Genomic DNA, 18,581 nt, shown 5'->3' with positions numbered 1-18,581 from the left:
TCCACGCTTGCCCTCCGTCCGCTGGATGACCTCGATCGCGCTGCTGGGCTTCCTCGCCGCGCTGCTGGGGTTCGGCGCCGCGCTCGACGGGTTCTCGCATGCCATGCATCCGGTCGCGCTGCTCGGTGCGCGCGGGGTCCCTCGGTGGTGGGCTTTCGATCTGTTCGGATTTCTCCTGCCGGGGTTGCTGGCCTGGGCTGCGACGGTGCGCCTGTCCATCGCCGACCGCGCGCGCGATGCCGACAGCCGATTGCTCGGCGTCGGCTGGACGCTGTGCGCATTCGCGGCCCTGGCATTCGCCGCGCAGGGCGTGCTGCCGGTGGATGCCGCGAAGGGATTCGGCTACGGCCTGGGCAAGGTGCACACGGCGGCGTGGACGGTGTGGTGGCTGGCATTCGTCGCCGGTGGCCTGCTGTTGGCGGTGGCTTGGCGCGGACGCATCGCGGCGCAATTCGCCATTGCGCTCGCCGCGGCGCTGGTGCTGGCCTTCGCGATGTTCGTCGCGGTGCCTGGCGCGCCGGCGATGGGGCAGCGCATCGGGATCGTCGCGTGGCTCGCATGGCTGGCCTGCGTGGCGTGGGGCGTGTTCGACCGGCGGAGCGCATCAGCGGGCTGACCCCGGGCACGTGGCGACTGCGAGCGCGTCGGCGGATGCCGGCGTGATCGCGCAGGGCCGCGTGTCGCCCTCCAGGAACCATTCGGAACCGTCGTCGGGAATGCGCGCGATGCCGTCTCGTCCGACGCGTGCGCGCGTGATGCCGGCTGCGTCGGTGAGGCGCGCGCCGAAGGGCGGGGCCTGGCCGTCGTCGACCACGATGCGGACGAACGTGGTGGGGCGGTACGCGCTCGACAGCGGCACGTCGACAATCGCCCCGGCGCGCGGAATGACGTCGCGTTCGGTCCAGTCGAACGCGACATCCGGGGAGGCGTCGCGCACGTCGATGCCGACGCGATTGCGCCGATAGGGCGTCAGGTGCGGCACGACCGCGTGCCCGAGGCGATCAAGGCGAATCCCGGGCGCCTGCAGCAACGATGTTCCGACACCATGTTCGGCGCGCACGAGCGCGATGGTGTCGCCGAGCCACGGCCCGAACGTGATGCCGTGCGGATGCACGAGGGCGCTGCCGTCGAAGGTGAGGGAGGACTGCCGCAACCCCGGCGACGCGCTGAGGCCGGCATCGACGCGCCCGGCGCTTCCGGTGTGCGAAAGCGCGGCGTTGCGTGTCGTCGTGGTGCCGTGCATGGCGCGCGATTGCGTGACGCCGAGGTTCCATCCCGTGCGCGCGTTCCATGCACCGCTGACACCGGACTGCAGAACGGAATGTGCGGGTCCATGGCGTGCGTGGACGTGCGCCGACCCGCGATCCTCGCCGACCTGCAGCGGGAAGGAGAGGGCGATGGTGGCGTGGTTCGACGTCGCGCGCATGAACCCTTGCGCGTGTTCGACCGTTGCATGCAGCACTGCACCATTGCGGCGCGCAGGAACGGACCAGCCGAGTTGCGCGCTGCGTTGCGCCGCGCGCGTCCCGTGCCATCGGCGATCGACGAAGGTCATGCGCATCCCGTGGCGGCGTTTGGCGGACGTTGCGTGCAACGTCGCGTCGATGCGCCGCCGCTCGCGGAGCGGGGAGGGCGTGCGAACGGCGAGGGCGTCCTGCAGGGTGCGGAACGCACGCGGCCGGTGCGAGGCGGAGAGTTGCAACGTGCTGCGCGACGCGACGCCCGTGGTGAACGTCGCGCGGGTGGCGGCGTCGTGGCCATGGAGGCGATCGATCGACATCGCGCCGGCGCGCGCGCCGAAGACCACGCCGAGCAGCGCCTCGGCGTGTCCACTGGTCGCCTGCGCACCGGCGCGCACCGTGAGCCGATCCCGAACGCCCGCTTCGAGCGCCCCGGCGACGACGGGCGCCTCCCATGTTTCCGCGCCGCGCAACCGCCCCGCCGTCAGGCCGAAGCGCTTCCGGCCGGCGCGCAACAGGCCGGGCATCACCCAGTAGGGCACGCGGAACGAATGGCGGCGGCCATCGGCTTCCTCGACGTGCACGTCGAGGTCGCCGCCCTGGCCCTGTGGTTGCACGTCCGCGAGATCGAACGGGCCGGGGGGCACCGTCGTATCGAACAGCAGCCGACCGCCTTGCCGCACATGGATGCGCGCGTTGGTGTCGGCGACTCCGCGGATGACCGGAGCAGGGCGCGATTGCGACGCAGGCAGCATGCGGTCGTCCGATTGAAAGCGCACCCCGCGCAACGCGAGCGAATCGAGCAGCAGGCCGCTTGCCTGGAAGTCGCCGACCGTGAGACTGGCGTCGAACCGCGACACGTCGCGCTCGAGAGAAGCCGACATCACGTCGCTCGCGATCGCGTCCGTCCCACCCCACGCATGCATCGTGCGATGCCGCCACCGCCATGCACCGATGTTGGCGCCGGCATCGAGGCGTACGCTGCCGCGATGCGCAGCCGGCCCATCGCGCGTCTCGTGGTGCAGCAGGTTGGCGGCATAACCGAGGCGAAATGCGGTGATGCCGGCGTCCAGTGTCGCCGGATCGATCGCATCGCTGCGCGTGGCGAGCAGCGCCTGCGGGATCGAGACGTCGAGAGTGCGTTCTCCCGCGTCGTGGCGAACCGATGCCGCCGGATGCAGCGACGCGATGCTTGCGCAATAACCGCCCGCCAGCCGGTCGCGCTGTGCATCCGTCAGCCGTGCGGCCGACACGCCGAGCCACGCGACGAGCTCCCCATCGAAGCACGGCGCGACGGGATCGCCTTCGAAACGCACGCCCCGTCGGCCGAGCGGATCACCGTTGCGCATCACTTCGACGTCATGGAGGCCGGCGCGCACGACGACAGCGGACTCGAACGGCGCAACGTCCGCGCCTCGCGCATTGCGCAGCATCGATGCATCGAACCGGACGCGCGGCGCGGCCGGTTCCGCTGCGTGCGCCGCGGCGCACGCGATGGCCAGCGCGAACGCAGGCGGCCCGCGCTTCATTGCGCGCGCGCCTCCGCCAGCGGGCTGTCGAACTTGTCGCGTCCACCAAGATCGTTGATCGCCTCGAACACGATGCGTCCGCTGCCGCCGCGCGCCTTGGAATAGGGAACGACGACGCCCGCGAACGGCGCGACCATCACGCCCTGCACGTCCCACCCATCGTGCCCGGCGATGCGGGCGATGGTGACGTGGTAAGGCGTGGGGTTGTCCACTGCGATGCGCGCGTCGTCGAGCACGCGCCAGTGCAACGCTGCGGGCGCCTCCGCCGGCGCACCGGGCAACCCTTTCGGCCGGTGGAACAGCTTCACGCGCGTTTGCAGTGCGATCTTCATGTCGGACCCTTCAGCGGTCGCGGGTGGGTCGGGGGGAACGTCCAGCACGTTGAGCCAGAACAGCGTTTCCCGATCCTCCGGCAGCACGCCCGGCAAGCGATGCACGCGCAGTGCCTGGCCCTTGCCCGGGTCGATGCGGAACAGCGGAGGGTCCGCCGCAAAGGGCACGTGCGCGCCCTCGATGGGCGAGTCCACCCAGGCTTCCACCAGGACCGGGTATGCATGCCGATTGCTCAGGCGCACGGTGACGTCGCGCGCGTCGCCGGAAAAGACGACGCGCGTATTGGCGAGCACGACGCCCGCGTGCGCACGGGGCGCGAACGCGAGCGCGTGCCAGACGCACCAGCACGCCGCGATGCGTATCGCGCATCGCAACGTCGCGCCACTCACGGGTAGTGGAGCGAATACACGACGCCGGCGGTCACCATGCCGGGCATGGCGCCGAAGGCGCCGACGTTCGCGTACGCCACCTGGTAGTCCATGGTGTCGGACGCGCTGTAGAGCGTGTTCTCGGTGCGTTGCAGCTCGCTGCCGACGGCGATGGGCGTGCCGTCGCCATCGAAGAGTGCGAGGTTGATGTCGGTCAGGCTGGTGCGCAGCGTGCCGGAGGCCGGATCCACGTTGGGACCGCCCTCGAAGAACACGCGCACGCCGTTGGCGACCGACGTGCAGTTCTGCAGCGACATGCGGAACATGGTGCGACCGGCCATGTCGCCGGGACCGAGCTGCTCGTTGCTCACGACCGGCAGGCGCACGGTGAACGACGGCGTGCCGCCGGTGCCGCCGACTACCTCGCAGGTGGCATCGGTGATCTGGCCTTCGAAGTGGATCTGGCCGGTGTTGGCGGCCGCGCCTGGCGAGGCCAGGCAGCCGGCGACGAACAGGACGGGGAGGGTGGCGAAGAAGCGGGAACGCTGGGGTTGGATCGGGTGCATCGGGACACTCCTTGTTGGGTGTGTCCCCATGCTCCGGATCCGACGGCGGCCGCACAGTCGGGCAACGCCGTGTCGTCGTATCGGAAAACCCCGAACGTCAACGCATGCGCGACGCCATCGCCCTCAGCGCCAGCGCAGTTTCATCGCAAGAATGGTGCCCGCAAGCCCCAGCGTCACCGTGTTCGACACGATCATGGGCCACGAATGCAGTGCCACGCCGTAGGCCAGCCAGAAGGCGACGCCGACGGTGAAAACGAGATACATGTGCAGGGAAATGCTGCGGGTATCTCGCGTGCGCAGCGTTTTCACGGCCTGCGGCACGAACGCGACGGTGGTGAGGGTGGCGGCGACGTAGCCGGTCCAGGTCAGGTCGATGTCCATCCTGCGAGTATCGCCGAGCGGGCCCCGTTTTCGCGGGACCGCGCGGGTGCGCGGTCTGATAGGCTTTCCAGCCCTCTTTCGTGCAGTCGCCCCCGATGTCCGCCGCCCCCGACGCGCCCGCCTACGACCCCCGCACCCTCGAAGCCGCCGCCCAGCGCTTCTGGTCAGACCGCCGCGCGTTCGAAGTGTCCGAGGACGATCCGCGCCCGAAGTTCTTCTGCCTGTCCATGCTGCCGTACCCCTCGGGCGCGCTGCACATGGGGCACGTGCGCAACTACACCATCGGCGATGTCATCAGCCGCTTCCAGCGCATGAACGGCCGTAACGTGCTGCAACCGATGGCGTGGGACGCCTTCGGCCTGCCGGCCGAGAACGCCGCCATCAAGAACCGCACGGCGCCGGCCAAGTGGACGTACGCCAACATCGACCACATGCGCGACCAGCTCAAGACCATGGGCTACGCCATCGATTGGTCGCGCGAATTCGCGACATGCCGTCCGGATTACTACGTGCACGAGCAGCGCATGTTCGTGCGCTTGCTGAAGAAAGGGTTGGCATACCGCAAGAATTCGGTCGTCAACTGGGATCCGGTGGACCAGACGGTCCTCGCCAACGAGCAGGTCATCGACGGGCGCGGCTGGCGCTCCGGCGCGGTGGTCGAGAAGCGCGAGATCCCGCAATGGTTCCTGCGCATCACCGATTACGCGCAGGAGTTGCTCGACGGCCTGGACAAGCTGCCGGGCTGGCCCGATGCCGTGCGCACGATGCAGCGCAACTGGATCGGCCGCAGCGAAGGCCTGGAGTTCGCATTCAAGGTCGACGGTACGAATGACGAACTGCACGTGTTCACCACGCGCCCCGACACGCTGATGGGCGTGACGTTCATCAGCATCGCCGCCGAACACCCGCTGGCGAAGCACGCCGCCGACCGCGATCCGTCGCTGGCGGCCTTCATCGAAGAATTGCGCCACGGCGGCGTGTCGGAAGCGGAGATCGAAACGCAGGCCAAGCGCGGCCGCGACACGGGCCTGCGCGCGCTGCATCCCATCACCGGCGAAGCGTTGCCGATCTACGTCGCCAACTTCGTGCTGATGGGCTACGGCACGGGCGCGGTGATGGCGGTGCCGGGCCATGACCAGCGCGACTGGGAAATGGCACGCCATTACGGCCTGCCGATCCGCATGGTCATCGTCTCTCCGGAAGTGCGCGACGCCGTTGCGGAAATGGCGCACGACATCGCCGTGCACGACGATCCGATGGACGCCGCACTCCATGGCGGCAGCGCCGATGTGTACGAAGTGCGCGCGGCTGTCGAGGTCGTGCAGGATTTCGAACGCAAGATCCAGGAAGAGGGTGCCTACACCGAGCGCGGCCTGCTGGTGAATTCGGGCGAATTCGACGGCATGGATTACGACGAGGCCTTCGAAGCCATCGCCGCCCGCTTCCAGGCCGAAGGCCATGGCACGCGCCGCGTGAACTTCCGCCTGCGCGACTGGGGCGTCAGCCGCCAGCGTTACTGGGGCTGCCCGATCCCCGTCATCTATTGCGCCAAGTGCGACGCGGTGCCGGTGCCGGAAGACCAGTTGCCGGTCGTGCTGCCCGAGGACGTGGCGTTCTCCGGCGTGCAATCGCCGATCAAGGCCGACCCCGAGTGGCGCAAGACCACGTGCCCGCAGTGCGGCGGCCCGGCCGAGCGCGAAACCGACACGTTCGACACCTTCATGGAGTCGAGCTGGTACTACGCGCGCTACACCTCGCCGGGCGCGGCCGACATGGTCGATGCGCGCGCCAATTACTGGACGCCGGTGGACCAGTACATCGGCGGCATCGAGCACGCCATCCTCCACCTGCTGTATTTCCGTTTCTATCACAAGCTCCTGCGCGACGCGGGCCTGGTGCACAGCGACGAGCCGGCGACCAACCTGCTGTGCCAGGGCATGGTCATCGCGGAGACGTACTTCCGCGACAACGCCGATGGTTCGAAGGAGTGGATCAACCCCGCCGACGTCGACGCCGAGCGCGACGAACGCGGCCGCATCACCGGTGCGCACCTGAAGGCCGACGGCAAGCCGGTGCACATCGGCGGCGTCGAGAAGATGTCGAAGTCGAAGAACAACGGCGTCGACCCGCAGGCGATGGTCGATCGCTTCGGCGCGGACACGGTGCGCCTGTTCTCGATGTTCGCCGCACCGCCGGAGCAATCGCTCGAGTGGAACGAAGCCGGCGTCGAAGGCATGGCGCGCTTCCTGCGCCGCTTCTGGCGCGAGGTGCTCACGCATGTCGCGCAGCCGGATCATCCTGAGGTTGCGCCCGCAACGCTCGACGCCGCGCAGAAGACGCTGCGCCGCCAGGTGCACGAAACCATCCAGAAGGTCGGCGACGATTACGGCCGCCGCCACAGCTTCAACACCGCCATCGCCGCGCTGATGGAACTGCTCAACCATGTCGCGAAGTTCGACGACATGAGCGACCAGGGCCGGGCCGTGCGCCACGAAGCCCTGCAGGCGATGGTGCTGTTGCTCAATCCGGTGACGCCGCACGTGTGCCACGCGTTGTGGCAGGCACTGGGCCACCCGGAAGCGCTGCTCGAGGACATCTCGTTCCCGAAGGCCGATCCCGACGCGCTCAAGCGCGACGCGCTCACCCTGGCCGTGCAGGTCAACGGCAAGCTGCGCGGCACGATCGAAGTCGCGCCCGATGCGCCGAAGGACCTCGTTGAAGCCGCGGCGCTCGCCGAGCCGGCGGTGGCGCGCTTCCTCGAAGGGCAGTTCGTGCGCAAGGTGATCGTGGTGCCGGGGAAGGTCGTCAACATCGTGGCTTCGGCCTGACCGGGGACGCGACGCGCTTGCCCGCCATCGCCCCCTCGTCCAGACTGGCCCACATGCGAACGCTCCCGACGCTTGTCCGAGTTGCCGTGCTGCTCGCGCTCGTCGCGCTGTGCAGCGCCTGTGGCTTCCACCTGCGCAACGCGCTCGTGCTGCCGGCCGAACTCAATCCGGTGCGCGTCGTCGCGCCGGATCCCTACAGCCCGCTCGCCGAGTCGCTCGCCGACGCGATGACGCGTGCCGGCGCCCAACCGGCGACGGATCCCGCGCAGCCCTCGACGACGCTGCAGGTCCTGTCCGAACGCTGGGGCGACACGCCGATCAGCATCGACGAAAAAGGCCGCGCGCAGGAATTCAGCCTGCGCTACGCCGTGATCTTCACGCTGGTCGATCCGGCGGGGAACGTCGTGGTGCCGCAGCAGGCTGTGGAACTCTCGCGCGATTACGTCGCGCCGCCGACCGACGCCGTGGGCGCCACGTCGGAGCGCGAACTGCTCGCCAAGGAACTCCGCCGCGAAATGTCGACGGCCATCCTGCGCCGCGTCGGCGCGGCGTTGAACGTCACGCACCCGGAAGACCGCGGCAACGCACCGGCGCCGGCCGCCGCCGCACCCGCGCCGCAATCCTGACGCGATGGCCGAACTCCGGCCCGATCGGCTCGCGGCGCAGCTCGCATCCGAGCCGCTGCGGCCGGCCTACCTGATCGCGGGGCCCGAAGCGCTCGTCGTGCTCGAAGCCGCCGATGCCGTGCGCGCCGCCGCGCGCGAGCAGGGCATCGGCGACCGCGAGGTCTATGACATCGAAGGCCGCGACCCGGATTGGGACAGCGTCGCCGCCGCATTCCAGGCCCCGGGCTTGTTCGCCGCGCGGCGCGTCGTCGAAATCCGCATGCCGGGCGGCAAGCCGGGCAAGGACGGCGCGGAAATCCTCGCGCAATTCGCCGCGGATCCGCCGCCCGATGTCGTGCTGCTCATCACCGCGGGTGAGTGGAGCAAGCAACACGGCGGCAAGTGGAGCGAGGCACTCGGGCGCATCGGCCACCAGTTGATCGCCTGGCAAGTGAAGCCGCACGAACTCAATGGCTGGATCGACGCGCGCATGCGCGCGCGCGGGCTGCGCGCCGACCGCGACGCGGTGCAGGCGCTCGCCGATCGCGTCGAAGGCAACCTGCTCGCGGCCGCGCAGGAAATCGACAAGCTGTCGCTGCTCGCCGAAGGCCGCACGCTCGACGTGGCGGCGATGGAATCGCTGGTGTCGGATTCGGCGCGCTACGACGTGTTCCGCCTCGTCGATGCCGCGATGAACGGGCAGGCGACGCAAGTCGCGCGCATGTTGCATGGCCTGAAGGGCGAGGGCGAAGCGGTCCCCGCGCTGCTCGGCATGGTGGCGATGGAACTCAATCGCGCGGCGTTGCTCGCGCGCGTCGCCGCACGCGGCGGCAACCTGCAGGCCGAATTCAAGGCGCAGCGCATCTGGGATTCGAAGCAGGCCGCATACACGCGCGCGCTCAAGCGGCACGATGTCGCGCGTTGGGAACGCTTCGCGGCCGAGATCGGCCACGTGGACCGCATCGCGAAAGGCCGCCCGCAGTGGGGACGCGATCCGCACGATGCGTGGCTCGCGCTCGAACGCGTGCTGCTCGCAGTCGCCGATCCCCGCGCAATGCAACTGCTGGGCTAGCGCATGACGCCGCTCGTCCTGTGCTTCGGCGGCACCTTCGATCCCGTGCACACCGGCCACCTCGCCATCGCGCGCGCGGTGCGCGATGCGTTGCATGCCGACGTCCACCTTTTGCCGTCCGCCGATCCGCCGCACAAGGGCCCGACACACGCGAGCGCAGAGCAACGCGCGCGCATGCTCGACCTGGCGGTCGAAGGCGAACACGGGCTGATCGTCGATCGCCGCGAACTGCGCCGCGCGGGCCCGTCGTACACCGTCGATACCTTGCGGGAGTTGCGCGCCGAATACGGCCCGCACGCGCCGCTGGTGTGGATGGTCGGGGGCGACTCGGTGTTCGGCCTGGACTCGTGGCATCGCTGGCGCGAATTGTTCGAGCTCGGCCACCTGCTCGCGATCGACCGGCCGGGCTCGCCCATCGATCCCGATGCCCTCAAGGCCCGGGCCCCCGAGGTCCACGCCGAACTCGAACCGCGCTGGTGCCGGCCGGCGCAGTTGCACGCGCTTCCGGCTGGTGGCTTCGCCGAATTCCCGCTTGGCGAGGAGCGGCCGGAGTCGTCGACGGCGCTGCGCCGCCGGATCGCGGACCAGGCGCCGGGTTGGCGGGACTGGCTCCCGGCCCCCGTCGCGGACCTGATCGCCGCATCGGGCCTCTACGGACGGCCGGTTCCGTGATGCCGACGGTTTCACGTCGGCCGGTCTTCACCGCCTCGTATAATCCCCCCGTCTCCACCGAGCTCAGCTGCCCTTGACCACCGCCGCGCAAGTCATCAAGACCCGCCTTCCCAATCCGCCGCCGCCGGCAGACGTCCTCCTCCAGCACGTGCGCAACGCCGTCGAGGAGCTCAAAGCGAAGGATGTCGTCGAGATCGATGTCCGCGGCAAGACCAGCGTCACCGACCACCTGGTCATCGCGTCGGGCACCTCCACCCGCCACGTCAAGTCGATCGCCGACGAAGTGGTCAAGCACGCCAAGAAGCTCGACTGCATGCCCCTGGGCGTGGAAGGCGAGCGCGAGGCCGAATGGGTGCTCGTCGACCTGGGCGATGTCGTCGTCCACGTGATGTTGCCGCGCGTGCGCGAGTTCTACGCGCTCGAGCGCCTGTGGACCGTCGGCGACCAGCCGCCGGAAGAAGAAGACGCGCTGATCGCCGGCCGCGAGTGAGTTGAAAGCGCGGCTCATCGCCGTCGGAGAACGGCCGCCCGCGTGGGTGGCCGACGGATTCGCGGAATACCGCAAGCGGCTGTCGCACTGGCTGCCGCTCGACCTGGTCGAAATCGAACCCGGCATTCGCGGCAAGGGCCGGGATGCAGCGCGCGCGACGTTCGACGAAGGCCAGCGCGTGCTCGCCGCGATTCCGAAAGGCGCGCTCGTCGTCGCACTCGATGGTCGCGGACGCACGTGGAGTTCGGAACAACTCGCGCAACGCATGGAAACCTGGCGCGGCGCGGGGCGTGACCTGTGTTTCCTGATCGGCGGGCCCGAAGGCCACGCCGCCGAAGTGACGGCCCGAGCGGACGAGACGTGGTCGCTCGGGCCGTTGACGCTGCCGCACATGCTGGTGCGCCTGGTGCTGGCGGAACAGTTGTATCGGGCGAATGCGATGTTGGCCAACCACCCGTACCACCGCGCTTAGCGCAGCACGAACTTCACCGGCACCAGTCCGATCGACTGCACGGCCTGCCCGCCTTGTGTCGCGGGGCGGAACTTCCACTTCTTCAGGATGTGCTTGCGCGCGGCGTCGTCGAGCGCGCGGTTGCCGCTGCTGGTCTGCACGCGCACGTCGAGGGGCGTGCCGTCGACATCGACCAACACTTCCAGGACCACCGTGCCTTCGATGCGGCGCGCCATCGCTTCGCGCGGATACGGCGGCGGCGGGGCGCTCGCGTATTCCAGACTGTCGCTGCGCATCGGGCCGACGGGCGGCTGCACGGTTTCGACGACGATCGCCGTGTCGGGGTTCGGGTCGTAGGGCGGTGCGACATCCACGCCGACGGGATCGACGATCGGCGGCTGTTCGACGCGCGGTTGCGGCGTGGGCTGCTGCACCGGGCGCGGATCGATGCGGCGCGTTTCGGTGGGCGGCGGAGGCGGAACCGGTTCGACTCGCTTCGGAATCAGCCAGATGGGAACCGTCACCTCTTCCTTCGGCAACGCTTCGGGCGGCGCCATCGGCATCATCAGCAACATCAGCGCCGCCACGTGCAGCGAGATCACGCCGGCGAACGCGGTGATGCGTGCGGGGCTCGGGCGCTCGGCGAGATGTCCTGCCTGCGCGCGGCGGGCGGGAAGGGACGGTGCGATCGTGTGCGACATGGCGGATCTCCGTGGTGGCTGATCGCTTCAACGCACGGAGATCGACAACGGGGTTGTTACTTCGCCGGATCCGCTTGTTCGTCGGTGTCGCGGTCGATGCCCGGCTCGTCGGGCTGGTTGCCGGGCTTGGGGACCTTCGCCTGCGCATCGTCCTTGTCGCGCGGATGCGTTTCGGCGTAACCGGGATTCCTGCCCGCCCGCGGGTCGGCCGCGGGCGGGGTGTCGCGTTGCTTGTCGGCCATGGCGCGGGTCCCGCGTATGCGCGTGATGCGCGATGGCCCCAGTGTCACTGGCCCAGGTCGAAAACCACGTCAAGGCTCACCGACAGCGTGGTTTCGCCCGGCGCGACCGAGGTTTCCTTGGCCATCGCCATGTCGTTGGCCTGCGCACGCATCATGTACGGCATCGGCGGACGCACCGCGCCGCCTTCGGTAATGCTCACGACGCGGCGCACGCGCAGGCCCAGCGCCTTGGCATAGGTTTCCGCGCGCGCCTTGGCCTTCGCGAGCGCGGCCAGGCGCGCTTCGTCGTACGCGGGCTCGGGCTTGTCGATCTCGAACGACGGGCCGTTGACCTGGTTGGCGCCACTGGCGACCAGCGCATCGAGCACCTTGCCGAGCTTGCCGATGTCGCGGGCCTTGATGTTCACCGTGTTGCTGGCCTGGTAGCCGGTGATCGTCGGCGGCGAGTTCTCCGCGTACTTGTATTGCGGCTGCACCGAGATGCCGGCCGTCTGGATGTCGCGCTCGGCGATGCCCGCCGCGCGCACGGCTTTCATCACCGCGTCCATCTGCGTGGCGTTGTCGCGCATGGCGGCGTTGGCGTCGGCGGCCTGGGTGACGACGCCGGCGGAAATCGTCGCCACGTCGGGCACGCGACGGGATTCGGCTTGCGCCGAGACCGAAAGCAGCGTGCCGTCGGCGGGGATCGGGGCAGTCTGGGTGGCGCTCTGGGCGTGGGTCGGCATGGCGGCTCCGAAGGCGAGGGCAAGGCCGAGGGCGGCGGCAAGGCTGAGGGGGCGCAGGGTCATTCGTGGCTCCAGGGTGAGGGGTGTTCTTCCGTGTCGCGGCACTGTCGTGCGGCGGAGTGAACGAACTGTGAGCCCTCACGGGGTCGAGCCGGCGGCGTGCGCGGGACGACGTACAGCAGCGGGTTAGACTCCCGCCGATGCTGCATCTCGCCTCGCGTTCCCCTCGACGCTCCGAACTGCTCTCCCGCCTGGGATACACGTTCGGCACCCTCGAGCTCGACATCCCCGAACACCGCGGCTCCGCGGAAAGCGCGGGGGACTATGTGCGCCGCGTCGCGCGCGAGAAAGCCGGCGCGGGCCTGCTGCAGGTCATGACCAATCCGGGCGCGGTCGTGCTCGGCGCGGACACCGAGGTGATCCTCGACGACGAAGTCTTCGGCAAGCCGCGCGACGCGCACGACGCCGCCGCGATGCTCCGCAAACTCTCCGGCCGCACGCACCAGGTCATCTCCGCGGTCAGCGTGGTGAACGCCGCGCGCGAAGCGCAGGTCGTCTCCGAATCGCAGGTCACCTTCGCCACGCTGAACGACCACGACATCGACGCGTACCTGTCCACCCGCGAATGGGACGGCAAGGCCGGCGCCTACGGCATCCAGGGACGCGCGCAAGTGTTGATCGCGCACCTGGCCGGCAGCTTTTCCGGCGTGATGGGCCTGCCGATGTTCGAAACGGCAAGATTGCTGCGCGAATTCGGAATCGCACCGGGGAGCGCGCAACCATGAGCGAAGAGATCCTGGTCAACGTCACCCCGCGCGAAACGCGCGTGGCCGTCGTCGAGAACGGCATGCTGCAGGAGCTGCACATCGAGCGCGGCTGGCGGCGCGGCGTGGTCGGCAACATCTACAAGGGCCGCGTGCAGCGCGTGATGCCCGGGATGCAGGCGGCGTTCGTCGACATCGGCCTGGACCGCGCCGCGTTCCTCCACGCCAACGACATCGTGCGCGCCTCGACGCTGCCCAACGTCGCCGGCGACGAACCCCCGCTGCCTCCCGCGCAACCGCGTCCGATCCTCGACCTCGTCCGCGAAGGCCAGGACATCGTCGTGCAAGTGGTGAAGGACCCGATCGGCAGCAAGGGTGCACGGCTCACGACGCAACTCTCGATTCCCTCGCGCTATCTCGTGCTGCTGCCGCAGTCGCGCGTGGTCGGCGTGTCCTCGCGCATCGAGGACGAAACCGAACGCGCGCGCCTGAAGGCGCTCGTCGCGGAATTCGCCGGCGGCGGCGAGCAGGGCTACATCGTGCGCACCAACGCCGAGGGCCAGCCGGCCGAAGCGCTCGCCGAAGACATCGCCTATCTCAGCCGCGTCTGGGCGCTGGTGGAAGACCAGCAGAAGACGACGAAGGTCGGCGCCTGCATCTACGAAGACCTGACGTTGCCGATGCGCGCGGTGCGCGACCTGATCCGGCGCGACGTCGAAAAGGTGAAGGTCGATTCGCGGGAGACCTGCGAACGCCTCCAAGCGTTCGCCTCGCAATACATGCCCGGCCTGGCCGAGAAGATCGAGCCGTACAGCGGCGCGCGCCCGATCTTCGACCTGTACGGCGTCGAAGACGAAATCCAGCACGCGCTCGAAAAGGAAGTGCCGCTCAAGTCCGGCGGGTATCTCGTCATCGACCAGACCGAGGCGATGACCACCGTGGACGTGAACACCGGGTCGTTCCTGGGTCAACGGAACCTCGAGGAGACCGTTTACCGCACCAACCTCGAAGCGGCGCAGGCGGTCGCCCGCCAACTGCGCCTGCGCAACCTCGGCGGCATCATCATCATCGACTTCATCGACATGACCGACGCCGAGCACCGCCGCCAGGTGTTGCGCACGCTCGAAAAGCAACTGGCGAAGGACCACGCGAAGACGACGGTCTACGATTTCTCGCCGCTCGGCCTGGTCGAGATGACGCGCAAGCGCACGGTCGAATCGCTCGAACGCCAGCTGTGCGAGCCCTGCCACGAATGCGGCGGCCGCGGCACGCTCAAGACCTCCGAAACGGTGACGTACGAAATCTTCCGCGAGATCACGCGCGCGGTGCGCCAGTTCGAAGCCGCGCGCCTGCTGGTGATCGCATCGCCGAAGGTCGTGGCACGCATCACCGATGAAGAAAGCGCGGCGGTGGCGGAGCTGGAGGAGTTCCTCGGCAAGTCGATCCGGTTCCAGTCGGACGAGCAGTACCTGCAGGAGCAGTTCGATGTCGTGCTGCTCTGAGATGCGTTGATGCCGACGCCTTTCCGACGCCGGATGCGGCATGCGCGGCGCTTCGTCGGTTACGGCGCGCTCGTTGCGTTGATCTTCGTCGCGCTGCTCGTCGGGATCGCGAAGCAGATGTTGCCGCTCGCCGAGCGGCATCCGGATCGCATCGCCGCGTGGCTGAGCGAGCGTGCGGGGATGCCCGTGCGTTTCGCGAAGGTCGAGACCGGCTGGACGCGGCGCGGGCCGTTGCTGCGGCTGGATGATCTGCGCATCGGCGAGGGGGCGCAGTCGGTCCTCATCGGCGATACCGAAATGCTCGTCTCGTTGTACGGCGGTTTGCTGCCGGGCGGGACGTTCTCCGAATTGCGCCTGCGCGGGCTCGACCTGACGGTCGAACGCACGGCCGATGGCCTGTGGTCCGTGCGCGGTTTGCCGGGCCAGCAACAACCGCAGGGCAGCGATCCCTTCGCCGCGCTCGAACGCCTCGGCGAGCTGCAGATCATCGGCGGCCGCCTGCGCGTCGTGGCGCCGACGCTTGGCATCGACGCGACGGTGCCCCGCATCGATCTGCGCCTGCGCGTCGAAGGCGACCGCATCCGTAGCGGCATGCGCGCGTGGATGAAGCCGAACGTCTCGCCGCTCGACGCCGCGCTCGACTTCGACCGCAAGCGCGGCGATGGCCGCGCCTACGCCGGTGCGGTGAAGGCCGACCTCGGTGCGTGGTCGCCGCTGCTGCACGTGCTCGGTGTGGAAGTGCAAACCGGTCGCGGCCGCGCGCAGGCGTGGGCGGAATTGCGCGGGCATCGCGTTGCGTCGATCACGGCGGATGCGACGCTCGACGACGTCGCGTTGCGGGGCGCGCCGTTGGCCGATGCGAGCGTGCCGCAGTCGCGCTTCGGCCACGTCGAGCTGCATGCGCGTTTGCAGAATGCGCAGGGCGAATGGCGCTTCGATGCGCCGAAACTGCGCATCCACGGCGGCGGCGTCCAGCAAACGCTCGACGGCCTGCTGTTGATCGGAGGCAAGCGGTTCGGGTTGCGCGCCGAGCGCGTCGACGCCGGCCCGCTGCTTGCGGCGTCCGCGCTCAGCGATCGCATGGATGCGGGCTTGCGCCGCTGGATCCTGCTCGCCAAACCGCAGGCGGTGCTCGAACGCGTCGAAGTCGTCGGCATGCATGCCGGCGCATTGCAGGCGCACGGCACGGTCTCGGGCGTGGGCTTCGCGCCGGTCGGCAACTCGCCAGGCCTGCGCAAGCTCGCAGGCGAGGTGATCGGCGACGCCGACGGCCTGGTGTTCACCGCGAATCCGCAATCGACGGTGGACTTCGACTGGCCGGCCGGCTTCGCGATGGTCCATCCAGTGACGCTGACCGGCCAGATTGCGCTATGGCGCGAAGGCGCGGGCTGGCGCGTGGGCACCGATTCGATCCGCGTGCGCGGCCGCGACTTCGGCGTGCATGCGCGCGGCGGCGTGTGGTTCCAGAACGACGGCACGCGGCCGTGGATCGACATCGCCACCGACATCGACGCGACGACGCTCCCCACGGGCAAAGGCTTCCTGGTCCGCCACCTGATGCCCGATGCCACCGAGCATTGGCTCGACATGGCGCTCGTCGGAGGTGGCTTGAAGAACGGCCGCGCGATCGTGTCGGGCGATCTCGATGATTGGCCCTTCCTGCACAACGACGGCTTGTTCCGCGCCGACGCCGAGCTCGACAACGCGTCGGTGAAGTTTTCCAACGACTGGCCGGCGACGGACCATCTGTCCGGCCCCATCAGCTTCGTCGGCAACGGCTTCTCGGTCGAAGGCAAGGGCGCGCTGGCCGGCGTGACCGTCTCGCACATCGCGGCGGGGATCCCCGATTTCAGCAAGTCCGAGTTGTACGTGCAGGCCGAAGGCGCGAGCGATGCGTCGAAACTGCTCGGTCTCCTGCGCCAGAGCCCGCTGAACAAGGAACACGGCGAAACGCTGGCGAACATCGAAGCCAGCGGCGCGGCCGCGGTGACGTTCGACATGCTGTTGCCGCTGCACCTGCCCAATGCCGTCGGCCGCACGAAGGGCACCGTCGAACTGACCGGCGCGCGCTTGCGCGAGAAGCGCTGGGACCTGGCGTTCGACGACGTGCGTGGCAAGGCCGAGTACGGCGATGGCGGTTTCGCGGCGAATGCGTTGTCCGTGCGCCACGCCGGGCAGCCGGGCACGCTCGGCTTGCGCGCGGGCGAGGCGTTCGTGCGCGACAAATCGAAGGCCTTCGAAGCCGACATGCAGGTCGCGATGGATGCCAAATCACTGGTCGATCGCGCGGGCAACCTCGGATGGCTGCGGTCGTACATCGACGGGCGTTCGCCGTGGAGCGTCGCGGTCGCGTTGCCGAAGACGACCAAGGGCGCGGCGACGCCGACGAAATTGATGTTGCGTTCCAACTTGGTCGGCACGGCGCTCGACCTGCCCGCACCGTTGAAGAAGACGGCGAACGCCTCGTTGCCCGCAACCATCGAAGCCGATCTGCCGCTCGGCGAGGGCGAAGTGCGCGTCGCGTTCGGCACGCTCGCCGCGTTGCGTTCGCGCACGCGCGGCGACCAGACGGGCCTGCGCGTCGTGCTGGGCAGCGATCGCGTCGACGAAGCGCCGCCGGCGTCCGGTCTGATCGCCACCGGCCACGCGCCGTCGCTCGACCTCATCGACTGGATCGGCATCGCCGAAAGCGGCAAGGGCGCGGACGACGCGAAGGGCAACGACATGCCCCTGCAACGCATCGACCTGCGCACCGACCGGCTGCTGTTGCTCGGCGGCGTGTTCCCGGATGCGCGCGTGCTCGTCACGCCCGGCACCAACGCGAGCAATGTCGCCGTCAGCGGGCCCGCGCTCGTCGGCAACGCCGTCGTGCCCGATGCGAAGGGCGCCGCGATCAGCGGCCGCATGGAGCGCGCATATTGGCGTTCGGCTGCACCGGCGAAGACGACGGCGACGGCGAACGCACCCATCGCACCGCCCACGGCCGATCCGCATCCGATCGATCCCGCATCGATCCCGGCGTTGTCCTTCGACGTCGCCGACCTGCGCATCAATGCGCTCTCGCTCGGCAAGGCGACGATCCGCACGCGGCCCACCGCGACGGGCATGCGCTTCGACACGATGCAGGCGCAATCCGACCAGCACCGCGTCGCGTTGACGGGCGAATGGAATGGCATGGGCGCCGCCGCGCGCACGCGCGTGGCGCTGCAGATGGACAGCGAAGACTTCGGCAAGTTGATGGATGGCCTGGGCTTCGCGGGGCAGTTGGCGAGCGGCGAGGGCACGGCGAAGTTCGACGCGACCTGGCCCGGCGCGCCGCGCGAGTTCGGCGCGCGTGGCGTGGACGGCACGCTCGCGCTCGACGTGAAGAAAGGCACGCTGCTGGAAATCGAACCCGGTGCGGGCCGCGTGCTCGGCCTGCTGAGCATCGCGCAATTGCCGCGCCGCATGCTGCTCGACTTCCGCGACTTCTATTCCAAGGGCCTGGCGTTCGACCGCATCGACGGCCACGTGCGCCTGTCGCAGGGCAAGGCGCGCACAGACGACCTCACCATCGACAGCCCGGCCGCGCAGATCGAAATCACGGGCGCGGCGGATCTGCAGGCGCAGACCTTCGACCAGACCGTCGAAGTGATCCCGCGCGCAGGCAACCTGCTCACCGTCGCTGGTGCCATCGCCGGCGGCCCCGTCGGCGCGGCCATCGGCGCCGCCGCCAACGCGGTGCTGAAAAAGCCGCTGGGCCAGTTGACGGCCAAGACCTACCGCGTGACGGGCCCCTGGAAGGAACCGAAGGTCGAAGTCACGAAGAAACCCGCGCCGCAGGGGCGTTCCAGCGCCTCGGCAGATGGCGCGCCGAACGGATGAGCCGTTCGCAGGCGGTTGCATCACGCCG

Annotated in this window: 17 protein-coding genes; 10 read left to right on the top strand and 7 right to left on the bottom strand. The window is 69.2% G+C overall.

The genetic code is table 11. The features are described 5' to 3' along the window. Nucleotides 1-25 precede the first annotated feature (25 nt). The gene (locus LF41_RS02960) at nucleotides 26-616 is read left to right on the top strand and encodes a DUF998 domain-containing protein (RefSeq protein WP_036165382.1); all 591 of its coding nucleotides are present in this window, start codon (nucleotides 26-28) and stop codon (nucleotides 614-616) included. Here the strand turns inward: LF41_RS02960 and LF41_RS02955 are convergent. The 4 genes from LF41_RS02955 to LF41_RS02940 form a co-directional block, all read right to left on the bottom strand. Continuing rightward, nucleotides 605-2,989, bottom strand: a complete 2,385-nt coding sequence (locus LF41_RS02955) for a fimbria/pilus outer membrane usher protein (RefSeq protein ID WP_036165380.1) — start codon at nucleotides 2,987-2,989, stop codon at nucleotides 605-607. The two genes, LF41_RS02960 and LF41_RS02955, sit on opposite strands and share 12 nt — an antisense overlap. Next, entirely contained in the window at nucleotides 2,986-3,711 is a 726-nt protein-coding gene (locus LF41_RS02950) for a fimbrial biogenesis chaperone (RefSeq protein ID WP_052116072.1), read from the bottom strand. Before LF41_RS02950 ends, LF41_RS02955 begins: the two co-directional genes overlap by 4 nt. After that, nucleotides 3,708-4,256, bottom strand: a complete 549-nt coding sequence (locus tag LF41_RS02945) for a fimbrial protein (protein ID WP_052116071.1) — start codon at nucleotides 4,254-4,256, stop codon at nucleotides 3,708-3,710. The genes LF41_RS02950 and LF41_RS02945 overlap by 4 nt, the downstream gene beginning before the upstream one ends. A gap of 123 nt (nucleotides 4,257-4,379) precedes the next feature. Next, entirely contained in the window at nucleotides 4,380-4,637 is a 258-nt protein-coding gene (locus LF41_RS02940; protein WP_036165378.1) for a SemiSWEET transporter, read from the bottom strand. Between the two features lie 95 nt (nucleotides 4,638-4,732). Here LF41_RS02940 and leuS point away from each other — a divergent pair, with 95 nt between their 5' ends. The 6 genes from leuS (at nucleotide 4,733) to rlmH (ending at nucleotide 10,776) form a co-directional block, all read left to right on the top strand. Beyond that, entirely contained in the window at nucleotides 4,733-7,465 is a 2,733-nt protein-coding gene (gene leuS / locus LF41_RS02935; protein WP_036165375.1) for a leucine--tRNA ligase, read from the top strand. A gap of 53 nt (nucleotides 7,466-7,518) precedes the next feature. Beyond that, entirely contained in the window at nucleotides 7,519-8,091 is a 573-nt protein-coding gene (locus LF41_RS02930; RefSeq protein WP_084073258.1) for an LPS-assembly lipoprotein LptE, read from the top strand. A gap of 4 nt (nucleotides 8,092-8,095) precedes the next feature. Beyond that, nucleotides 8,096-9,142, top strand: coding sequence for a DNA polymerase III subunit delta (gene holA, locus LF41_RS02925; protein ID WP_036165372.1), 1,047 nt, complete (start codon nucleotides 8,096-8,098; stop codon nucleotides 9,140-9,142). Nucleotides 9,143-9,145: 3 nt separating this feature from the next. Then, complete coding sequence (gene nadD, locus LF41_RS02920; protein ID WP_036165369.1) at nucleotides 9,146-9,814, top strand: nicotinate-nucleotide adenylyltransferase; 669 nt, start codon at nucleotides 9,146-9,148, stop codon at nucleotides 9,812-9,814. A 73-nt stretch (nucleotides 9,815-9,887) separates the two neighbouring features. Beyond that, nucleotides 9,888-10,304: a ribosome silencing factor gene (gene rsfS / locus LF41_RS02915; RefSeq protein ID WP_036165366.1), complete on the top strand. Its 417-nt coding sequence runs from the start codon at nucleotides 9,888-9,890 to the stop codon at nucleotides 10,302-10,304. A gap of 1 nt (nucleotide 10,305) precedes the next feature. Further along, complete coding sequence (gene rlmH / locus LF41_RS02910) at nucleotides 10,306-10,776, top strand: 23S rRNA (pseudouridine(1915)-N(3))-methyltransferase RlmH (RefSeq protein WP_036165363.1); 471 nt, start codon at nucleotides 10,306-10,308, stop codon at nucleotides 10,774-10,776. On the opposite strand, the gene LF41_RS02905 is transcribed toward rlmH, so the two are convergent. Genes LF41_RS02905 through LF41_RS02895 form a run of 3 tightly spaced genes read right to left on the bottom strand, consistent with a single transcriptional unit; the run spans nucleotide 10,773 to nucleotide 12,486 of the window. Beyond that, nucleotides 10,773-11,456, bottom strand: coding sequence for an energy transducer TonB (locus LF41_RS02905; protein WP_052116070.1), 684 nt, complete (start codon nucleotides 11,454-11,456; stop codon nucleotides 10,773-10,775). The genes rlmH and LF41_RS02905 overlap by 4 nt on opposite strands. Before the next feature lie 56 nt (nucleotides 11,457-11,512). After that, nucleotides 11,513-11,698: a hypothetical protein gene (locus LF41_RS02900; protein WP_036165360.1), complete on the bottom strand. Its 186-nt coding sequence runs from the start codon at nucleotides 11,696-11,698 to the stop codon at nucleotides 11,513-11,515. A 44-nt stretch (nucleotides 11,699-11,742) separates the two neighbouring features. Beyond that, on the bottom strand, nucleotides 11,743-12,486 hold the full coding sequence (locus LF41_RS02895; protein ID WP_036165356.1) for an SIMPL domain-containing protein: 744 nt from the start codon (nucleotides 12,484-12,486) through the stop codon (nucleotides 11,743-11,745). Between the two features lie 137 nt (nucleotides 12,487-12,623). Here LF41_RS02895 and LF41_RS02890 point away from each other — a divergent pair, with 137 nt between their 5' ends. From LF41_RS02890 to LF41_RS02880, 3 genes are read left to right on the top strand one after another with little or no spacing between them, the layout of a single operon-like run. Next, nucleotides 12,624-13,208, top strand: coding sequence for a Maf family protein (locus tag LF41_RS02890; RefSeq protein ID WP_036165353.1), 585 nt, complete (start codon nucleotides 12,624-12,626; stop codon nucleotides 13,206-13,208). Then, nucleotides 13,205-14,689: a ribonuclease G gene (gene rng, locus LF41_RS02885; RefSeq protein WP_036165351.1), complete on the top strand. Its 1,485-nt coding sequence runs from the start codon at nucleotides 13,205-13,207 to the stop codon at nucleotides 14,687-14,689. Before LF41_RS02890 ends, rng begins: the two co-directional genes overlap by 4 nt. A 9-nt stretch (nucleotides 14,690-14,698) precedes the next feature. Next, a complete protein-coding gene (locus LF41_RS02880) occupies nucleotides 14,699-18,553 on the top strand; it encodes a YhdP family protein (protein WP_036165349.1) in 3,855 nt (1,284 codons plus the stop codon). Nucleotides 18,554-18,581: the final 28 nt, after the last annotated feature.

The sequence above is a fragment of the Lysobacter dokdonensis DS-58 genome, assembly GCF_000770795.1.
Lineage (GTDB): Bacteria > Pseudomonadota > Gammaproteobacteria > Xanthomonadales > Xanthomonadaceae > Noviluteimonas > Noviluteimonas dokdonensis.
Note: the sequence above shows the minus strand (reverse complement) of the source record. Positions and strands in the feature narration are given on the sequence as shown.